A 19045-nucleotide genomic window follows, 5' to 3' on the forward strand; every position below is an offset into this window, starting at 1 on the left:
TTATCCGGCATTAGCCCCGGTTTCCCGGGGTTATTCCGATCTGGAAGGCAGGTTGCCCACGTGTTACTCACCCGTCCGCCGCTCATTCCACAGGCTTCCCTCCGAAGAGTTCCGCCTGCTTCCTGCGCACGACTTGCATGTATTAGGCACGCCGCCAGCGTTCGTCCTGAGCCAGGATCAAACTCTCCACTAAAATGTGAAGATCGTTGATCTTCCAGCACCGGCATGATAACCGGTCTTTCAAGACGGAATCTGGCTAAAGATTCCTGTAAAAATTGACAGAGAATGATTCATTCTCTTGTTCCTTCTCATCATCTTTTGTCTAGTTTTCAAAGAGCTGTTTTGCTGCAGCCGGCTTTCGGCTACTTAATTAATATATCACGATAACTCCCGGGTGTCAAACACTTTCATGATTTTTCTTTCGGAAGGGCGTGATGGCGCCGGTCTCTTTTGAGCGGCAAGTAATAATATATCACCTGTGTTTGCAGCGGTCAATAACATTTCCTCATCTTTTTAATGAAAACAGCAGGATCCCCGCCATGCCAGCATTCTTTTTCATGAAACTGTGTATGTTGCAGGCTTGATTATGGCACGCACGGGTCCTTTGCTTTACTATATTAATAAAATGTCGTACCTCGGTGACGCGCTTCTTTCAGCAGCATCCAGAATTTTGCCCGCTCCATTCTCGTCCTGCCGATCAAATCGATATTGGCATCCACAGACTGAGCGAGATACCGCTCATGCTGATCCGCCTTCTGCTTGATCCGCTCCATCTGTTCAATCAGGCGCCGGTCGGTTTCACGGCGCAGCTTTCTTTTTTTTCCTCGCATGAACGTCTCTCCTTCTCTGCATTTTCTGCCTTTTTCGTCAAAACGGAGTTCGATGTCGCTTCCGGCTGTTATAGGAAAGAACACGTGCTTCCCGGGAGGCAGTGCCTCCGTCTTCTTCCTATGAATATCTGTCTATTCCCCCGCCGGCATCACCGGAAACACCGTGCCACAGCTGTGCTTTTAAAACGGGAAGGAAGCATTTTTTTGCAGCAAAGAGAAAAGAGAGCCCTACAGCTCCCTTCTTCCTTCAATCGCCTTTGACAAGGTTACTTCATCCGCATACTCCAAATCACCGCCGACGGGGAGACCGTGTGCCAGGCGCGTAATGCGCATGCCGGTCGGTTTCACGAGGCGGGACAGATACATCGCCGTGGCTTCGCCTTCTATATTCGGATTGGTCGCTACGATCAGCTCCTGCACTTGATCATCCTGCAGCCGCTTGATCAGATCGGGCAGATAAATATCCTCCGGTCCGATGCCATCGACAGGGGAGATGGCTCCGTGCAGTACGTGGTAAAGGCCTTTGTACTCCTGCATCTTCTCCATGGCGATGACATCTTTGGATTCCTGTACCACACAAATGACGGAACGATCCCGCGACTGGTCCTCACAGATCCGGCAGGGATCGGTGTCCGTTATATGATGACAGACCGTGCAGTAGGTCAGTTCTCTTTTTACCGCGACAAGTGCTTTTGCAAAATCCAGGACGTCATCTTCTTTCATATCCAGTACGTGAAAAGCGAGGCGGGCTGCTGTCTTCGGTCCGATACCGGGGAGACGCATGAACCCGTCCATCAGCTTGGAAATCGGCTGCGGATACTGCATAATTTTCCTCCATTCAACAAAGAAGCTGCCCGGCAGAAACAGCAGCCTCTTCCGGCGTAGCCGGAAAACAGCTGTTCTGCAGGGCAGCCGGTGCTTTTTTCCTGCGGCAGATTACATCATGCCTGGGATGTTCATGCCTTTGGTGTATTTGCCCATGCGTTCTTCGACGAGTTCATCCACCTTCGTGAGCGCTTCATTCACGGCAGCGAGTATGAGATCTTCCAGCATCTCTACGTCGTCCGGGTCCACCGCTTCGTCGTTGACCTGGATATCGAGGATGCGCTTCTCTCCGCTGGCGATGACTTTTACCATGCCGCCTCCCGCTGTCGCTTCAATCGTCTCTTCTTTCAGCTGCTCCTGCTCTTTCGCCATGTCCTTCTGCATCTTCTGCATCTGCTTCATCATGTTACCCATGTTCTTCATCTTCCTCATCCTCTCTTCTCATTATCGTATGATTAGTCTTTCACTTCGATCAAATCTTCTCCGACCATGCGCACTGCTTCATCGACCAGCGGGTTGCCCGGTTCTTCTTCTGCGGGCGGGGCTTCTCCGACAGCTTCTTCGGAGGCGTTTTCCACGCCGCCTTTACGCTGCCTGTCTACAAATGCCTGCTTTACAGCTTCCCAGTCTTCTTCCACCAGTGTCAGCAGCGTCTTCATATTGCCGAGCTGCTGGCCTACGGTTGATTCTACCATGTCCCGGAACTTTTCCTCTACCATTCCGCGGTGAAGTTCGTTTTTAAATACGAGGACGAACTTATCGGCCGAGGCTGCTTTTGGCTGACAGTCGTTGAGCCAGGCCGAAGCCGGGACGCTCTGCTGCTTCACCTGCTCCAGTACGCCGCCCCAGCTGGACTGAAGCTGCTGGAGTTCCGCCTTTTCTGCTTCGTTCAGCATCGCTGCTACGTGCCTGCTGTCGCCGCCTTTCCCGGCGGAAGCTGCTGCCGGCTTCGAACGTTTCCGCTGCCTCGCCGGCGCTTCGCTGGTCTGGGCAGAAGCACCGCCGGCGGCTGGAACCCCTTCCTGCTGCATCCGCTTCAGGCTCCGCTCCAGCGCCGTGATTTTCTGCTCCAGTGCTTCCACAGTCGAGCTTGCCGGTGCCTGCGCCGGCTCTGAGGCCGGCAGACCCGCTGGCTGCTGCGATGCCTGGACGATGAACATCTCCAGGAACACCTGCGGATGACTGGCCCATTTCATCTCCTGCTGAAAATGATTCAGCCGTTCGATCATCGCAAAGATCCATACCTGCTCGAGCTGCTCGGTGATCGTCTGGAAACGATCATCCGCCCGCACCCGGTCCTGGGATTCTTCCAGCTGCGGCGCGGCTTTGATCATGAGGGCGTCCCGGAAGAAAAACAGCAGGTCTTCGAGCAGCCGGTTCGGATCCTTTCCTTCTTCCATGAGAATATCAATTTTCTCCAGGCCTGTTCCGACGCTGCCGTCCCGGACTGCTTCGACGATATCGTAGAGGTGATCCCGGGAGGCCGAACCGATGACAGCCAGAATGTCTTCGGTCGTCACCTTCTCCTCAGCGAAAGATACCGCCTGGTCGAGCAGGCTTAAGGCATCGCGCATCCCGCCTTCCGAGGCACGGGCGATGAGGGAGAGGGCATCTTCCTCAACCTGCAGCTCCATTTCTCCGACAATTTCACGCATCCGGTCCAGCATGGCGTGGGCGGTGATCCGTTTGAAATCGAACCGCTGGCACCTGGAGATGATCGTCAGCGGAATCTTGTGCGGCTCTGTTGTCGCAAGAATAAACAGGACATGCGGCGGCGGCTCCTCCAATGTCTTCAAAAGAGCATTGAAGGCGCCGGTTGTGAGCATGTGTACTTCATCAATAATGTAGACTTTATAGGAAGCCGTACTCGGCGCAAAGCGGACTTTATCCCGGATGTCCCGGATTTCATCCACGCCGTTGTTACTCGCTGCGTCGATCTCCATGACATCGACGATGCTGCCGTCCTGAATACCGAGGCAGATATCACACTCGTTGCACGGCTCCGATGCCGGTGCTTCCCGGCAGTTGACGGCTTTCGCCACAATTTTAGCCGCGCTGGTCTTCCCTGTGCCACGCGGCCCGGTGAACAAATAAGCATGCGACAGTTTCTGCTGAGCGAGCGCATTTTTCAGCGTTCTGGTAATATGTTCTTGTCCTGCGACATCCCGCAGCTGACGCGGACGCCAGACGCGGTAGAGCGCTTGATAACTCATCAGCTGTCATCTCCTTTTCCCTCTCTTTATTATACCGGTTGGTGGAAGTGAATTCAAAATCATTCTCACTTCGGCTCCGTTTTTTAAGACAGCTGTGCTTTCTAGGTCCGAACGGCATGCCGCCGGGCCTTAAAGAAACGCTGCCTGCTCCGGGTTCCCGAGCAGTGGACACTCAGACCGCTCCATGCAGGAGAACGTCTACATCGCCAGTAAGAAAAAGACTGCCCCGGAGATGGGACAGTCTGGATAATTATAATTAATGCCGTGCACCTCTTCTTGACCGCGGACCCTCAAGCGTTACCTGAGCAGTTTGCTCGATTCAGGCAGCTCCACGGCACACGAAAGGACTCGCTTACTGCTGCTTCCTTCCGGACCTGACAGGGTTCACGAGGTTTCATTGCGTGGAACCCAAATGTCAACACCACTTACTCAGGGCAGACCATGAGGGTACGCAGCCTCAAAGAGGAATTCAGCCTCGCTGTAGCGGATTGCGAGTTCAGGGCACCGCTAATTCCCCGCTTAGCACGACAAATCGGATAACATATTCAGGCGCTTTTTCAGCGCAGATTCTAGTATAACGCTTGTCCTGTTAAATTGCAATCCTCGATTCTTACTCTTCCTCGTCCTGATTCTCCGCCTCTGCCTGCTGCAGTTTGGCCATCAGAATGTGAGGCGGCGTATGCATGACATGCTCAATCGGCATGTTCAGTTTCTCCGACATCATCTGGGCCGTTTCGAGTGAAAACTGATTCGGTTTCACGTCGCTTCTCCTCCTTCCGTTTTTGTCGTAAGCTGCGGAAAAAATCGGTGAGCACACCACCAGTCTCTTCTTCCAGTACCCCGCCTCTGCTATCCGCCCGGTGATTGAACCGGTCCTCTTCCAATAGGTTGACGATCGATCCACAGCAGCCGCCTTTCGGATCCCACGCCCCGAAAACCACGCGTTCGATGCGCGACTGAATGACGGCTCCTGCACACATCGGACACGGTTCCAGCGTGACGTAAAGCGTACATCCTTCCAGCCGCCAGCTTCCGATACTCGTGCAGGCCTCTCGAACAGCAGCCATTTCGGCATGCGCGTCTGCCTGCTGCAGCGTTTCTCTTCGGTTGCGGCCCCGGCCGATAACGGCATCGTCGCGTACAATGACGGCGCCGATCGGCACTTCCCCGGCTTCTTCCGCAAGAGCTGCTTCTTTCAACGCTTCTTTCATCCACTGTTCGTCCCGATCCATCTGCACGAACTCCCCTCTTCCTGCTTCTCCCTTTATCATAGCGTGCCGCAGAAGGCAGAGGCAAGAAGTTTAAGACCAAAAGCGCGAAGCGTCTTTTGGCCGGAACGGCGTGCGGAATCGCTGCAGGCTTTTCAAGGGAAAAAAAGGTTCTGTTTCTTTCCGCGCAGCGCACAAAGCCGCCGTCCCCCTATATGGAAACTTACACATTCCTATCAGGTCAAAAAGAAAAGAAGGCTGCCTTCTTCCCAGGGAGACAGCCTTCTTTCTATTAACGTGCGGATTTTGGATTAAATGCGTCTTTGATACCTTCGCCGATAAAGTTAATGGAAAGGATCGTAAACGTAATCGCCAGTGCCGGCGGCATCCAGACCCACCACTGGGTACGGATGACGTTCGGATCGCGCGCTTCTGTCATCATGTTCCCCCAGCTCGGGGTACCGGATGGAACCCCAAAACCGATGAAGCTTAAAGCCGTCTCAGCAACAATCATGACAGCGAGAAGCAGGGTCGCCTGCACGATGATCGTCGTCATGACGTTCGGAAGGATATGTTTGCGAATGACTTTAAACGGCGTACCGCCGATAGACGTCGCAGCCATGACGTACTCGTTTTCCTTCTCCGACATGACCTTACTGCGGACAACTCGAGCTGCTCCGGTCCAGGACAAGGCACTTAATACAAGAATAAGAGCGATAATCCCGGCTTCACGGAAAATGGAAGCAAGGACGATGACGAAAACGAGAAACGGAAAGTTCATGACGAAATCCGTAAAGCGCATCAATACTGCATCTACCCAGCCGCCGAAATAGCCGGCAACCGAGCCGATAACCGTAGCAATTGTAATAACCGCAAACATACAGATAAACCCGATCAAAAGGGAGGTCCGTCCGCCGTACATGAGCAGCGTCCAGATATCCCGTCCGGAAGCATCTGTCCCTAATAGATATCCATCTCCAGGCTGGAGATTTCGACTCATAATCTCGACCCGGTTTGGATCGTATCCAGTAATCCAAGGTGCCATGAAAGACATAGCTGTAATAACGATCAGAAACACGAGGCTGATCATTGCAAGCTTATTGTGCCAGAGCTTCCTTCTAGCAATAGACCAGGGAGACTGTTTTTTGGCTTGTTTTTCGAGTTTTGCTTCTTGAGCTGCTTCCATCACAGTTCCCCCTATTCTACACGGATTCGAGGATCAATCACGCCATAGAGCAGGTCTGCGAGCAGGTTCCCTATTAACGTAGCGACAGCCAGCATGAGAAAGACCGCCATCGTGACTGCAGAGTCTCTGTTGTTAATAGAGGAAATCAGCAGTTCCCCGATTCCTTGATAAGTAAATATTGTTTCGATAATGACAGCGCCGCCGATGATACTGGCAATATCAAAGCCGAAAAGAGTCACGATTGGAATAATCGAGTTACGAAGAATATGTTTATTGTATATATCGTTCTCTTTTGTTCCTTTCGCTCTCGCTGTACGAACATAATCTTTCTGTGAACTTTCAATAATGTCGTTTCGCAGAAATTGGGTATAACTCGCTGTTACAAGCATGCCCAGCACGAGGGCAGGCAGGAACGTATGATGCAGTCTGCTCAACCAGTAGGCGATCGTCCCTGGTTCGTTTCCGGAAACTCCGCTTCCTGTTGCAGGAAACAGTCCCAATTGAAAAGAAAAGATAAAAATCGCGAACAGCGCAGCAACAAAGCTTGGGATAGCCAGCATCAGGTAGTTGACACCTTGAATCGTGTAGTCTCCCTTAGTATACGGATTTCTTCCGGCATAGCGACCCATAAAGAAAGCCAGTACATACGTAATAATCAACGACATTACTGAGAGCAGTATCGTATTTGGCAGTCTGGCCCCAATCAGTGAAGTAACATCCATCTGATGGGTATACGAACGACCGAAATCCCATTGAAGAAGGTCGGTTGCCCACCGCGCATATTGAATATGGATTGGATCATTCAATCCAAGCTCTTCTCTCATCTCTTCAATGTATTCCGGACTTGTGTTCGCCGGATCAATTTGGCCGGAGAGGGCATCCCCTGGCATAGCTAATGCCAGGGCGAATACCACAATGGAGACCATGAAAAGGATCGGAATCATGATAAGGATTCTTCTCAGGGTATAAATCAGCATGGTCATTTCTCCTTGCTACGTCATAAAAGGTCCTGTTTATCTCAGGGACGTGATTAGTCTTCTTCGGTGTACCAGTCTTCTGGATTCGTGATAGCATCACGTACGTTCACTTCTACTCCGCCGACATCGTTATTGATACCGTAAATGTTCTCAGGAGAGTTCAGTGGAATCATTGGCAGCTCTTCGTTTACAAGCTGATGCCATTCTTGATAAACTTCCTGGCGATAATCTTGATCAAGCGCTTCTTCACTGATACCTTCAGCAATCAGCTCATCCGACTCTTCGCTTACCCAACGAGGGTAGTTGGATGGAGAATCCGAGCGCCACAGACCGGATGGGTCCGGATCTGCTGTTGCAAGTCCCCATGCACCCATAAACATATCGATGTCCGGATCGTCTTCTTCAACCAAGTCATAGAACAGGTTAAAGTCATAAAGCTGGCCGTCCATCAGCTGTGCGTTCAGCCCTGCTTCCTGCATCGTCTGAATGATGTACTGCGCACGCGGCTCTGCAATATCAGCAGGAGAATCCATCGCTGCAATGTTGATCGTGAACTCTTCGCCGTCCGGATCTTCGACGAATCCATCACCAGTGACATCCTCATAGCCGGCTTCTTCCAGCAGTTCCTGGGAACGTTCAAGGTCGTACTCATACTGGTTCAGGTCTGATTCATCCGGGTAGGACCAACGGATGCTGGATTCCGGTGCGTTAACAACCTGACCGTAGCCTTCGTTGAACTCTTCAATGATGCCTTCGCGGTCGATCGCGTGGGCAATCGCATGACGCAGCTCCTGCGATTCAAACTTTGGATTGTTCATGACATTCTCTTCGCCGTCCCACTCCCCGAGTTTAAAGCCAAGGTAGCTGAAGGAAAGAGCTTCGATTTCTTCAAGCGTTACGTCTTCATTATCTTCGAGTGGTCCTGCCTGAGTCGGCTCGAGTTCGATAATGTCCACCTCGCCTTGCGCAAGGAACTCTCCAGCCTGAGAACCATCGATGATGCGGTATTCTACTTCATCGAGATTCGGCGCACCCTTCCAGTAGTCCTCGAAAGCTTCAAATTCGACGACTTCACCAGGTGTCACGCTTGTAACTTCAAACGCTCCAAGTCCTACCGGCTCTTCACGAATTTCAGAAGAATCTTCCATCTCCGCTACCTCAAGATGTTCGAGATGCTCTTTTGGCATTGGGTAGCCCCAAAGCTGCTCGAGGTTATTAGCGTAAGCATCCTGGAACGTCACGGAGAACGTATAATCATCTTCAATCTCTACACCTTCGATGGAGTCGGCATCGCCGGCACGGTACTCATCGTAGCCTTCGATTCGATCAACGTTCACACCGCGCATGCCCTGATAGTCAGGATCAGCAATGACTTCGTAGGCGAATTCGAAGTCTTCTGCGGTCAATTCCTCACCGTTGTGCCACATAACGCCTTCTTCCAGCTCAAACGTGACCGTCAGGTTGTCATCTGACCATTCCCAATTGTGAGCCAGGTTCGGTTCTGTTTCGAAGTCTGTATAGGAATGGTTGCTGTATAGGCCATCACCGTTGAAAATCTGAAGGGCGAGGCTGTCGTCTACACCTTCATAAAAAGACCAGTCAAGAACTCCGGCGAATGGAGAAGTATACCCGTATGTAACGGATCCACCCTGCGGTGCATCACCGTCTGCCATGTCGTTATCGTCGTTGTTGTCATCGTTGTTATCGTCGGCATTGTTGTCATCGCCGGCATTGTCGTCGTCGTTATCCGCCGCGTCATTGACGTTGTTGTTGTCGTTGGCCGGGTCTGCGTTATTATTATTGTTCCCCTCGCCGTCGTTTCCGCACGCTGCTGCGATCATTGTTGCCGAAATCAGCGATGCGCCTAATAGATACTGAGAGCGTTTCATGCTTATTTCCCCCTTAAAGATAATTAAAATGCGTTACGATACGTTCAGCTGAACAGTGCTGCTTTTATTCATAAAGCAGACAAGAGACGCGGTGCTCTGTGTTCACCTCCTTCAGCTGCGGTTTTTTCTCACTGCATTCCGGCATCGCCTTCGGACAGCGTGGATGGAATGGACATCCAACCGGTGGGTTCTGCGGACTCGGAACATCCCCGGAGAGGATGACCCGGTCACTTTTGTTGCGTGGGTCCGGTCTCGGAATCGCAGAAATCAGGGCCTGCGTGTATGGGTGTTTCGGATCGTGATAAATATCATCGGCATCGGCTACTTCAACCAGGTTCCCGAGATACATGACACCGATCCGGTCGCTCATGTGTTTGACGACACTCAAATCGTGGGCAATAAAGAGAAGCGTCAGATTGAACTCTTCCTGCAGTTCTTTGAGCAGGTTCAGCACCTGGGACTGTACGGAGACGTCCAGCGCAGACACCGGCTCATCAGCTACGATCAATTTCGGCTTCAGGGCAAGCGCCCGCGCAATGCCGATGCGCTGCCGCTGACCGCCGGAAAATTCGTGCGGATATTTGTAGTAGGCATCCTGCGGCAGGCCGACTCGGCTGAGCAGTTCCATCACTTGATCCTTCAGTTTCGTTTCGCTGCCGTGGCCGTAGTTGACGAGCGGCTCCGAGACGATGCTTCCGACCATCATTTTCGGATTGAGGGAGGCATACGGATCCTGGAAGACCATCTGAATATCACTGCGCAGGTCGCGCAGCTCAGAGCCCCGCAGCCGAGTAATATCCCGCCCTTCGAACTTGATCGTGCCTTCGGTCGGCTTGAACAGACGCGTGATCGTCCGGCCGGCGGTGGACTTGCCGCACCCGGACTCTCCTACGAGGCCGAACGTTTCTCCACGCTTGAGTTCGAGGGAAATGTTGTCGACGGCCTTCACGTCTCCGACCTTCCTGCGGAGAAAGCCCCCGCGGACCGGATAGTATTTTTTTAATTCTTCTACCTGAAGCAGGTATTCTGATGTCTGGGTCTCGTTTGTCATGGTCTACACCTCCGCCCGCTTTTCGGGATGGCTTGTGTCATACAGGATGCAGCGTACTGCGTGGCCTTTTTCCACCTCGCCAAGCTGCGGATCTACTTCGCTGCACTCCGGCATCGCAGCCGGGCAGCGGTCGACAAAGCGGCAGCCGCGCTGTGGCATATTCTTCAACGAAGGGACAATCCCTTTGATCGTGTTCAGCTCTTCTCTCGTCTCTTCCATGCGTGGAATCGAATCGAGCAGTGCTTTCGTGTACGGATGCTTCGGCTCGTAGAACAACCGGTCCACATCCGTATCTTCAACGACCTGGCCGGCGTACATGACGACGACGCGGTCCGCCATCTCGGCGACAACGCCGAGGTCGTGAGTGATCAGCATCATCGCCATGCCCACTTCTTCCTGGATTTTGGTAATCAGTTCCAGGATCTGTGCCTGAACCGTTACATCGAGGGCGGTCGTCGGTTCATCTGCAATGAGCAGCTGTGGCTGGCAGGCAATCGCCATCGCAATCATGACCCGCTGCCGCATGCCCCCGGACAGCTGATGCGGATACTCATTGACGATCTGATCAGAACGGGAAATCCCCACTTGTTTCAAAAGCGAAATGCTTTTCCGGCGGATTTCCTCTTTCGAGTTGTTTGTATGATTGATGAGCACTTCATCCATCTGCGTGCCGATCGTCAGCACTGGATTCAGTGCCGTCATCGGCTCCTGGAAGATCATGCTGATGTCCTTGCCGCGGATGTTGTTCATCTCGTCTTCCGTCAACGAAGCGAGATCCCTTCCTTTAAACAGAATCTGCCCTTTGTCAATTTTCCCGTTGTGTCTCGGGAGAAGATCCATGATCGACAGCGACATCACACTCTTGCCGCAGCCGGATTCTCCGACGATACAAACAACTTCCCCCGGAGCGACGTCGAAAGAGACATCTTTCACGGCATGATGCATCTCTCCATCAATCGTAAAACCGGTATGCAGGTTTTGTACTTCCAGAAGTGCTTCTTGACTGCTCATGACGATCAACCTCTCAACGTTTTCTAAAAATAGCAATAGGGAAAGATGTTCTCGTTTTCCCTGCTGACTGAACGATGCTGCATAGACGCATGCCTGGTAGATATAGAACTATGTAAATATGTCGAAAAGTTTAAAAGAGTGGAAGCAGCACGGGTCATCCTACGGATGCTGTTTACCTTCAATTCTGACTTTTCATTCTAAAAAAAGAAGGGAGAATTTTTTCATTATTCCAAAATAGGTTTCACTTAGTTTATCACAGGGAATACTATTTCGAAATCCAACGATAGGCCCTCTTTTTTCGGGCGTCTAACGATATTGAATGAGCGCTCACTTAGGTTGGCACTTGAAAAAACAGGGAATAAACAACTTACCTTCCGTGCTTAGATAAGGCCACCTCGTATTATAAACAACAACATGCATAAATGTATAGCGTTTTCATAAATTTTCTTACAAAGAATTTTATCTTTCACCTTTCCGTGATCCTCTACTATACTCCTGCAAAGTGCCAAAGAGACCGCCTTTTTCTACGCTGATAATCTCACCGGCTGCAGCTGTTCCAACAGGATCAAAAACAGCAGAAATGAATAAAAATACATGTATATGCTTAATGTGGCCGTCTTTCTGTCTTGTGATGCTGCTCGCATTTTATTTCGGGTAGTGTAATACCAGGTAATACCACAACAATTCATTATTTTTGATACCTGCCTATTACGGCAGCACATGCTTATATATATAAGAAGAAAGGGGTGGGAGATAATCTCCCACCCTGCTGTATCACTGCTTTGGCTTGATGTGTGTGCGTCCGCGCATATACGGCCGAAGGACTTCCGGAATCTCGATAGTGCCGTCTTCCTGCTGATAGTTTTCAATGATCGCTGCGACCGTTCTGCCGACAGCCAGACCGGATCCGTTCAGCGTATGAACGAATTCCGTCTTTGATTTGGTGTCCCGTTTGAAGCGGATATCGGCTCTTCTTGCCTGAAATGATTCAAAGTTACTGCATGACGAAATCTCTTTGTACGCCTCATAGCTGGGAAGCCATACTTCCAGATCGTATTTTTTCGCCGCTGTGAAGCCAAGATCCCCGGTACACATCTTCATGACTCGGTAAGGAAGTCCCAGGTCCTGCAGTATCTTTTCGGCATGACCGGTTAACAATTCCAGCTCTTTATTCGATTCTTCCGGCCGGACAAAGCGCACGAGCTCCACTTTGTTGAACTGGTGCTGACGGATCAGTCCGCGCGTATCCCTTCCCGCTGAACCTGCCTCCGAACGGAAGCAGGCACTGAACGCCGTGTATGCTTTCGGAAGTTCCTCGACATGCAGGATTTCATCGCGGTGCATGTTTGTCACCGGCACCTCTGCCGTCGGGATGAGGAAGTAGTCCTCTTCCTGAATCTGAAATGCATCTTCTTCAAATTTCGGCAGCTGCCCCGTGCCGGTCATGCTGTCGCGGTTGACCATGTAGGGCGGGAGGATTTCTTCGTATCCGTGCTCTTCTTCGTGTGTATCCATCATGTAATTGATAAGCGCACGCTCCAGGCGGGCGCCAAGCCCTTTGTAGAAAACGAAGCGGCTGCCGGTCACTTTCGAAGCGCGGTCAAAATCCGCAATATCCAGCTCCCGGACGAGATCCCAGTGCGGCTTCTGTTCAAAAGCAAACGCCGGTTTCTGCCCCCAGCTGCGGATTTCCTCGTTGTCGTCCTCAGTCTCTCCGACCGGCACGTCGTCCTGCGGAATATTCGGGATGGTCAACAGCAGGTGCTCCAGTTCCTCCTCCACGGTCCGCAGCTCTTCATCCAGCTGTTTGATCTCTGCAGAGACCTTCTTCATCTCCGCTATGATATCATCCGCGTTCTTCTTCTCTTTTTTCATCTGCGAAATTTCCTGAGAGACCGTGTTGCGACGACTCTTTAATTCCTCCGTCTGCTGAATCAGTTCCCGGCGGCGTTCGTCCTTTTCCGCAAACTGATCGAGCGCGCTGATATCCTCGCTGCGCCGTCCCAGTTTTTCTTTGACTCCCTCTAAATCCGATCGTAGTAGTTTCATATCAAGCATCGTGACATCTCCTCCTTGTAAAAATAGTATCCAAAGCGCCAGGCGCCGTCTTCCTTCTATGCCTTCTTATCAGACAAAAAAACCGCCCCCGCTGCTTCATCAAGCAGTCAGGGACGGTTGCATACCGCGTTGCCACCCTGGTTGAGACCTCGGTCTCCACCTCACCTGATAACGGCAGGTGCCGGGAAAGGTTCTGCCTTTCCTGCTCCAGGATGGATTCGCAGTTTTCCAACACCGGTTCGCAGCGGCCACCGGCTCTCTGAGGAAAGAAATACTGCTACTGCTTCCTTTCAATGCATCGTGTTTATACAGCCGGCTCTGCCAGCGATTCGCGTACCATCTGGACGAAATACTGATGCATGCGGGCATCATCTGTCAATTCCGGATGGAAGGAGCACGCCAGGAACGACCCCTGCTGTGCAGCGACGATATCGCCGTCATATTCGGCGAGTACGTCGACGTCCGGTCCGACTGAACGAATAATCGGCGCTCGGATGAAAACAGCTTCGACATCCTCTGCCACATGCTTCATGGACAGCAGGGCTTCAAAGCTTTCCCGCTGGCGGCCGAAAGCATTCCGCTCCACCGTCATGTCCATGACGGAGAGGTGCGGTTCTGCCTGTCCGGCAATTTCCTGTGCCATGAGAATGGCCCCGGCGCAGGTGCCGAAGATCGGCTTCCCTGCTGCAGCAAACGCCTGGAGCGGCTCATAAAATCCGTAGCGGTTGATGAGCCGGCGCATCGTCGTACTCTCCCCGCCTGGAAAAACAAGTCCGTCCAGCTGTTCCAGCTGCTCGACCTTTTTAACCACTGTTATTTCGACATCCGGGGCTTCCAGTCCGCGGACATGCTCCCGGACAGCTCCTTGAAGTGCTAGTACGCCGATATTGATCATCGAACCACCTCTTTCTTTCCCTTTCCCGTGTTACCAGCCGCGGTCCTGCATGCGGTCCGCAGGCTCCAGCGTTGAAATTTCAATTCCCTTCATAGCCGTGCCGAGATCTTTGGAGAGCTCCGCAATGAGCTTGAAGTCGTCGTAATGGGTTGTTGCTTCGACAATCGCACGGCCGAACTTCTGTGGATTGTCGGACTTGAAGATACCGGATCCGACAAAGACACCGTCGGAACCGAGGTGCATCATCAGGGCAGCATCGGCAGGCGTTGCGATACCGCCCGCAGCAAAGTTGACGACCGGCAGACGACCGTTTTCACGGATATCCTGGAGGACGTGATACGGCGCTCCCAGGTTTTTCGCTTCTGTCATCAGCTCATCGTCGGACATGCCGAGCACTTTACGCACCTGACCCTGGATCAGCCGCTGATGGCGGACCGCCTCCACAATGTTGCCTGTTCCCGGCTCGCCCTTTGTACGGAGCATGGAAGCACCTTCGCCGATGCGACGGGTGGCTTCACCGAGATCTTTCGCTCCACATACGAATGGAACGGTGTAGTCGCTTTTATGCAGATGAAACACTTCATCTGCAGGAGTGAGGACTTCACTTTCGTCGATATAATCCACACCAAGGGATTCAAGCAGACGCGCTTCCACGATATGGCCGATCCGTGCTTTGGCCATGACAGGAATAGAGACAGCATCCCGTACTTCTTCGACAATCGTCGGGTCCGCCATCCGGGCTACGCCGCCCGCTGCGCGGATATCAGAAGGAACGCGCTCTAATGCCATAACGGCGACGGCGCCTGCCTCTTCTGCAATTTTCGCCTGTTCGGCGTTGATGACGTCCATGATGACGCCGCCCTTCTGCATTTCTGCCATTCCCCGCTTCACGCGGTCTGTGCCTGTTCTTTTTTCCATGATAATCCCCTTTCTCCTCTGCTGTCTTCGCTCGTGCATACGTTCATATTATAACGGAAATCACTGGGTTTATGCTCGTTTTTATTCAAGTAAATCAGGGAATCGATACGTATTTCCTAGTGGTTAATCGTACCACAGCGCCCTTTCCGCTTCAAGCAGCCTGCTTAGAACCAGCCGCGGACCGTGCTTGTCACTCCGGACCAGAGGCCGGAGAAGAACGAACCGACGTTGTTCATCGTGAGCGTGAACCAGCCGGAACGCTCCACATCTTCTGTTGTGACAAGGTCGACGGTCAGATCCCGGCCCATGTCGTCATTCAAATAGCGGACGTCCCTTTCCCCATCGAAGGAAACCTGCATCTGGCCGATGACGGTACCGGCTTCTACCGGCGCATCAAGTGCTCCATCGTCTGTCAGCATCTCTTCATCCAGCTGCACATCGTAGGAGAATGCTTCTTCTTCGTCTTCCATCACGAAGTGAGACACGCTGTCGGTCGATTCAATGCCGACGCTCTCCGCTTCCCCATTGACGACGTCGATCTCTTCCTGCTCCTCTGGTGTCAGACCGGCCGCAAAAATCTCTTCTTCGGAGAAGTTGTCAAAGCCCCACTCCATGACGCTCTCGGTTTCTTGAAAACGGTGCGATTCCGAATCAGCGCCCATTACGACGCTGATGAACCGCTGTCCGTCGCGCTCGGCCGTTCCGGTAAAGGTAAAGCCGGCAGCCTCCGTATGTCCGGTTTTCAGGCCATCGATATATTCATAGTCGAGATCCGGGCTCTGCGTTCCTTCAATCATCCAGTTCCAGTTCATCATGTCGATCGCATCATCCGTGCCTTCACGGAACGTCATCTCTGGAATACTTGCGGCCTCCAGCACCTCAGGGTAGTCGTTGACCAGGTGGAAGCCGAGTACGGCCGCGGCTTCTGCCGTCATGTAGTTGTCTTCTTCTTCTCCTGTCCCATCGGGGTGGCTGCCGTTCAGCAGGTGGTTCGGCAGGCCGGTCGTGTTCACGAATTGAAAGTCCCCTTCACCGGCAGCGGCGGTTTCTTCCAGGCTGTCAGAGCCCATCGCCTCACCAGCTTCTCGGAGCGTTTCCCCCATGCCGATCTCCTCGCCGCGTTCATTCATCGTTTCGACAAAAGCACCCTCAGAACCTGACATGTGCTCGGCGAGCGCCATCGTGGCCGCATTGGCAGAGTAGATGGCAACGGATTCGTATAATTCTTCTACCGAATAAGTCTCATCCGTACGCAGCATCACGTTGGAGAGCGCTTGGTCGTGGGAAAGCTCTGCGTGAAAATCACTGATGCTCACCTCGTCGTCCCAGCTCATGTCTCCGTCGTTGATCGCTTCCAGGATGAGATACTCACTCATCATCTTCGTCATGCTTGCAGGCGGAAGCGGCTGTTGCGCGTTTTCTTCCAGAAGCACCTGGCCTGTCTCCGCGTCCACGAGCATAATCGTATCGACCGAAGGCTGAAAAGTGGCCTCCGCCGTCTGTGTATAGGCAAATATCGTACCAGCAGCCGCCGCCCCGGCAGCTGCTGCTGCTGTCTTCTTGATCATCATGCGTATATTCTCCCCTTAATGGTCTCAGTCAGCCGCACGGTAATGCGGGCTCCAGCGGTCATTTTACCACAGCCGCATACAAAAAAATAGATAGGGGAGTCCCCTATCTATCGGCTTAAGAATAGTTTGGTGATTCCTTTGTAATCTGCACATCATGCGTATGGCTTTCTTTCAGGCCGGCATTCGTAATGCGGACAAAGCGGCCGCGCTCCTGCAGTTCCGGCACGCTCGCTGTACCGCAGTAGCCCATGCCGGCACGAAGTCCGCCGATGAGCTGATGGAGTGTCTCCCCGAGAGGTCCTTTATGCGGAATGCGACCTTCGACGCCTTCCGGAACAAGCTTTTTCTCATTCTCCTGGAAGTAACGGTCTTTACTCCCCTGCTCCATCGCCGAGATCGAGCCCATGCCCCGATACACTTTAAACTGACGTCCCTGGTAAATTTCGCGCTCTCCGGGACTTTCGGTGACACCTGCGAGCATGCTGCCGAGCATAACGGCGTTGCCGCCTGCAGCGAGTGCCTTCGTGATTTCACCAGAGTACTTGATCCCGCCGTCAGCAATGATGGCGATGCCGTGTTTTCGTGCTTCCGTAGCACAATCATACACAGCTGTGATCTGGGGTACCCCGATACCGGCAACCACCCGGGTCGTGCAGATCGAGCCTGGTCCGATACCGACTTTGATGATGTTTGCCCCAGCTTCAATAAGAGCACGGGTGCCTTCTGCCGTCGCTACGTTCCCGGCTACTATATCAAGATCTGGATACTTGTTACGCACGCTGCGGACCTTCTCCACCACCCCGCGTGAATGACCATGGGCGGTGTCGATCACGAGCACGTCGAGCCCGGATTCAACGAGGGCCCCGATACGCGCATCGGCATCTCCGCCGACTCCGACAGCACCACCGACCACGAGTCGGCCCTGTGCATCTTTTGCAGAGTTCGGGAACTCAATGGCCTTCTCCACGTCCTTGATGGTGATAAGACCTTTTAAACGTCCTTCATCATCGGTCAGCGGCAGTTTTTCAATCCGGTGCTTCTGAAGAACTTCCTGCGCTTCCTTCAACGTCGTTCCCACCGGTGCGGTAACAAGATTCGAGCTGGTCATAACCTCTTTAATAGGAATGGAATAGTCTTCAATGAACCGCAGATCCCGGTTCGTAATAATACCGACAAGACGTTCCTGATCGTCTGCAATCGGCACCCCGGAAATGCGGTATTTGCCCATCAGGTGTTCCGCGTCGAACACTTGATGATCGGCTGTCAGATGAAATGGGTTGGTGATGACGCCGCTCTCGGACCGTTTTACCCGGTCGATCTGCTCCGCCTGCTCTTCAATGGACATGTTCTTATGAATGATGCCGAGTCCGCCTGCCCGGGCCATCGCGATCGCCATATCGGCTTCGGTTACGGTATCCATCCCGGCACTGATCACCGGCACAGACAAGTGAAGTTTCTCCGTCAGCTGAGTACCAACAGAGACTTGATGAGGCAGGACATTGGATTCGTCCGGCAGCAGCAGGACATCGTCGAAGGTAAGCCCTTCTTTTGCAAATTTATCTTCCCACATAGATTCCATTCCCCTTTCAGCTGGCTGAAAATATTATCAGTAGAGTAACAATCGCACAGAGCGGTGTCAAGAAAACCACCGTAGTTCCACTATTCAAACAATTACATTCTCAAAAGCCCGCCATAACAGGAAATTTAAGGGGTTCGACAACTGCTTTCCGCAGGCGGACATTTCCAGAAAACGAGCACAGACCCAGTCCTTGCATCCTTCCGGCTGATCCTGAACCAAAGCGCGCCAAACGACTTCCTCCCCGCCGCCCCTGCTCTGTTTTCTCAGCAGAAGGCTATGATATCGTTCGTTGTTGATTCCATCCGCTGTCGGCGGACGCTTGCTCAGGGGGCTTGTCCTCCACAATCTTCGCGAGGCGAAGGAGGATTTTCGGACTGCGCTTATCCCTTGAGCGTCGCCGCCTGTCGCTGCTTTCATCAAATAACAACAACAAGCTTGAACAGAGCTAAGCACAAAAGCGCCGAGCGTCTTTTGGTGATACAAAAAAAGACCGCTGCACCGCCCTTCCGGGCGGCCCAACGGCCTTCGGTATCCAGCAGCGTCCTACTTTCGCAGGGGGAGAGCCCCCAACTATCATCGGCGCTGGAGAGCTTAACTTCCGTGTTCGGCATGGGAACGGGTGTGACCTCTCCGCTGTTGCTGCTGAATCTTGAGCTGTCCGCTCAAAACTGGATAACGCGCTGCGAATCGTGCATGATCGGTGTCTTAGTCTTCCGCGTCCAAAATCACTTGGTTAAGTCCTCGATCGATTAGTATCTCTCAGCTTCACGTGTCGCCACGCGTCCACACGAGACCTATCTACCTCATCATCTCTGAGGGATCTTACTCACTTTC

16 protein-coding genes, 2 rRNA genes, 1 other RNA gene and 1 other annotated feature are annotated in these 19045 nt (G+C 52.6%); all 19 genes read right to left on the minus strand.

What is annotated here, in order from left to right:
* Nucleotides 1-193, minus strand: a 16S ribosomal RNA gene (locus G477_RS0114390); the annotation flags it as partial.
* A gap of 424 nt (nucleotides 194-617) precedes the next feature.
* Complete coding sequence (locus tag G477_RS0114395) at nucleotides 618-830, minus strand: YaaL family protein (RefSeq protein WP_156897367.1); 213 nt, start codon at nucleotides 828-830, stop codon at nucleotides 618-620.
* A 228-nt stretch (nucleotides 831-1058) separates the two neighbouring features.
* The gene (recR, locus tag G477_RS0114400) at nucleotides 1059-1655 is read right to left on the minus strand and encodes a recombination mediator RecR (protein WP_026698529.1); all 597 of its coding nucleotides are present in this window, start codon (nucleotides 1653-1655) and stop codon (nucleotides 1059-1061) included.
* Nucleotides 1656-1766: 111 nt separating this feature from the next.
* The gene (locus G477_RS0114405; protein ID WP_026698530.1) at nucleotides 1767-2087 is read right to left on the minus strand and encodes a YbaB/EbfC family nucleoid-associated protein; all 321 of its coding nucleotides are present in this window, start codon (nucleotides 2085-2087) and stop codon (nucleotides 1767-1769) included.
* A 23-nt stretch (nucleotides 2088-2110) separates the two neighbouring features.
* On the minus strand, nucleotides 2111-3868 hold the full coding sequence (gene dnaX / locus G477_RS0114410) for a DNA polymerase III subunit gamma/tau (RefSeq protein WP_026698531.1): 1758 nt from the start codon (nucleotides 3866-3868) through the stop codon (nucleotides 2111-2113).
* Nucleotides 3869-4130: 262 nt separating this feature from the next.
* An RNA gene (ffs, locus tag G477_RS21000) (signal recognition particle sRNA large type) lies at nucleotides 4131-4396 on the minus strand.
* An 82-nt stretch (nucleotides 4397-4478) separates the two neighbouring features.
* Nucleotides 4479-4571: a YycC family protein gene (locus tag G477_RS21725; protein WP_415783304.1), complete on the minus strand. Its 93-nt coding sequence runs from the start codon at nucleotides 4569-4571 to the stop codon at nucleotides 4479-4481.
* Nucleotides 4561-5100, minus strand: coding sequence for a tRNA adenosine(34) deaminase TadA (tadA, locus tag G477_RS19755; protein WP_051288060.1), 540 nt, complete (start codon nucleotides 5098-5100; stop codon nucleotides 4561-4563). Before tadA ends, G477_RS21725 begins: the two co-directional genes overlap by 11 nt.
* Nucleotides 5101-5368: 268 nt before the next feature.
* The gene (opp4C, locus tag G477_RS0114425; protein WP_026698532.1) at nucleotides 5369-6262 is read right to left on the minus strand and encodes an oligopeptide ABC transporter permease; all 894 of its coding nucleotides are present in this window, start codon (nucleotides 6260-6262) and stop codon (nucleotides 5369-5371) included.
* Nucleotides 6263-6273: 11 nt separating this feature from the next.
* On the minus strand, nucleotides 6274-7239 hold the full coding sequence (opp4B, locus tag G477_RS0114430; RefSeq protein ID WP_026698533.1) for an oligopeptide ABC transporter permease: 966 nt from the start codon (nucleotides 7237-7239) through the stop codon (nucleotides 6274-6276).
* A 53-nt stretch (nucleotides 7240-7292) separates the two neighbouring features.
* Entirely contained in the window at nucleotides 7293-9128 is a 1836-nt protein-coding gene (gene opp4A, locus G477_RS19760; RefSeq protein WP_051288058.1) for an oligopeptide ABC transporter substrate-binding protein, read from the minus strand.
* A gap of 64 nt (nucleotides 9129-9192) precedes the next feature.
* Nucleotides 9193-10179, minus strand: a complete 987-nt coding sequence (locus G477_RS0114440; protein WP_026698534.1) for an ABC transporter ATP-binding protein — start codon at nucleotides 10177-10179, stop codon at nucleotides 9193-9195.
* Nucleotides 10180-10182: 3 nt separating this feature from the next.
* Nucleotides 10183-11190 (minus strand): ABC transporter ATP-binding protein, encoded by a 1008-nt coding sequence (locus tag G477_RS0114445; protein ID WP_026698535.1) that lies wholly within the window; start codon nucleotides 11188-11190, stop codon nucleotides 10183-10185.
* A 774-nt stretch (nucleotides 11191-11964) separates the two neighbouring features.
* On the minus strand, nucleotides 11965-13248 hold the full coding sequence (serS, locus tag G477_RS0114450; protein ID WP_026698536.1) for a serine--tRNA ligase: 1284 nt from the start codon (nucleotides 13246-13248) through the stop codon (nucleotides 11965-11967).
* Nucleotides 13249-13354: 106 nt separating this feature from the next.
* Nucleotides 13355-13551: a binding site (T-box leader), on the minus strand.
* Nucleotide 13552: 1 nt separating this feature from the next.
* Entirely contained in the window at nucleotides 13553-14143 is a 591-nt protein-coding gene (gene pdxT, locus G477_RS0114455; protein ID WP_026698537.1) for a pyridoxal 5'-phosphate synthase glutaminase subunit PdxT, read from the minus strand.
* A gap of 30 nt (nucleotides 14144-14173) precedes the next feature.
* Complete coding sequence (gene pdxS, locus G477_RS0114460; protein WP_026698538.1) at nucleotides 14174-15061, minus strand: pyridoxal 5'-phosphate synthase lyase subunit PdxS; 888 nt, start codon at nucleotides 15059-15061, stop codon at nucleotides 14174-14176.
* A gap of 164 nt (nucleotides 15062-15225) precedes the next feature.
* Entirely contained in the window at nucleotides 15226-16632 is a 1407-nt protein-coding gene (locus tag G477_RS0114465; protein ID WP_245575551.1) for a D-alanyl-D-alanine carboxypeptidase family protein, read from the minus strand.
* A 115-nt stretch (nucleotides 16633-16747) separates the two neighbouring features.
* Nucleotides 16748-18202 carry an IMP dehydrogenase gene (gene guaB, locus G477_RS0114470; RefSeq protein ID WP_026698540.1) on the minus strand — a complete coding sequence of 485 codons (1455 nt, stop codon included), beginning with the start codon at nucleotides 18200-18202 and terminating at the stop codon, nucleotides 16748-16750.
* A gap of 539 nt (nucleotides 18203-18741) precedes the next feature.
* Nucleotides 18742-18858, minus strand: a 5S ribosomal RNA gene (gene rrf, locus G477_RS0114475).
* Nucleotides 18859-19045: the final 187 nt, after the last annotated feature.

Source organism: Alkalicoccus chagannorensis DSM 18086 (assembly GCF_000429725.1).
Classification (GTDB): domain Bacteria; phylum Bacillota; class Bacilli; order Bacillales; family Salisediminibacteriaceae; genus Alkalicoccus; species Alkalicoccus chagannorensis.

Excerpts from the sequence above, each read along its gene's own strand:
- dnaX (WP_026698531.1), bottom strand. The coding sequence starts at position 3,868 with ATGAGTTATCAAGCGCTCTACCGCGTCTGGCGTCCGCGTCAGCTGCGG.
- G477_RS21725 (WP_415783304.1), bottom strand. The coding sequence starts at position 4,571 with ATGCCGATTGAGCATGTCATGCATACGCCGCCTCACATTCTGATGGCC.
- opp4A (WP_051288058.1), bottom strand. The coding sequence starts at position 9,128 with ATGAAACGCTCTCAGTATCTATTAGGCGCATCGCTGATTTCGGCAACA.
- G477_RS0114395 (WP_156897367.1), bottom strand. The coding sequence starts at position 830 with ATGCGAGGAAAAAAAAGAAAGCTGCGCCGTGAAACCGACCGGCGCCTG.
- serS (WP_026698536.1), bottom strand. The coding sequence starts at position 13,248 with ATGCTTGATATGAAACTACTACGATCGGATTTAGAGGGAGTCAAAGAA.
- tadA (WP_051288060.1), bottom strand. The coding sequence starts at position 5,100 with ATGGATCGGGACGAACAGTGGATGAAAGAAGCGTTGAAAGAAGCAGCT.
- G477_RS0114465 (WP_245575551.1), bottom strand. The coding sequence starts at position 16,632 with ATGATGATCAAGAAGACAGCAGCAGCAGCTGCCGGGGCGGCGGCTGCT.
- G477_RS0114405 (WP_026698530.1), bottom strand. The coding sequence starts at position 2,087 with ATGAGGAAGATGAAGAACATGGGTAACATGATGAAGCAGATGCAGAAG.
- opp4C (WP_026698532.1), bottom strand. The coding sequence starts at position 6,262 with ATGGAAGCAGCTCAAGAAGCAAAACTCGAAAAACAAGCCAAAAAACAG.
- pdxS (WP_026698538.1), bottom strand. The coding sequence starts at position 15,061 with ATGGAAAAAAGAACAGGCACAGACCGCGTGAAGCGGGGAATGGCAGAA.
- pdxT (WP_026698537.1), bottom strand. The coding sequence starts at position 14,143 with ATGATCAATATCGGCGTACTAGCACTTCAAGGAGCTGTCCGGGAGCAT.
- opp4B (WP_026698533.1), bottom strand. The coding sequence starts at position 7,239 with ATGCTGATTTATACCCTGAGAAGAATCCTTATCATGATTCCGATCCTT.
- guaB (WP_026698540.1), bottom strand. The coding sequence starts at position 18,202 with ATGTGGGAAGATAAATTTGCAAAAGAAGGGCTTACCTTCGACGATGTC.
- G477_RS0114440 (WP_026698534.1), bottom strand. The coding sequence starts at position 10,179 with ATGACAAACGAGACCCAGACATCAGAATACCTGCTTCAGGTAGAAGAA.
- G477_RS0114445 (WP_026698535.1), bottom strand. The coding sequence starts at position 11,190 with ATGAGCAGTCAAGAAGCACTTCTGGAAGTACAAAACCTGCATACCGGT.
- recR (WP_026698529.1), bottom strand. The coding sequence starts at position 1,655 with ATGCAGTATCCGCAGCCGATTTCCAAGCTGATGGACGGGTTCATGCGT.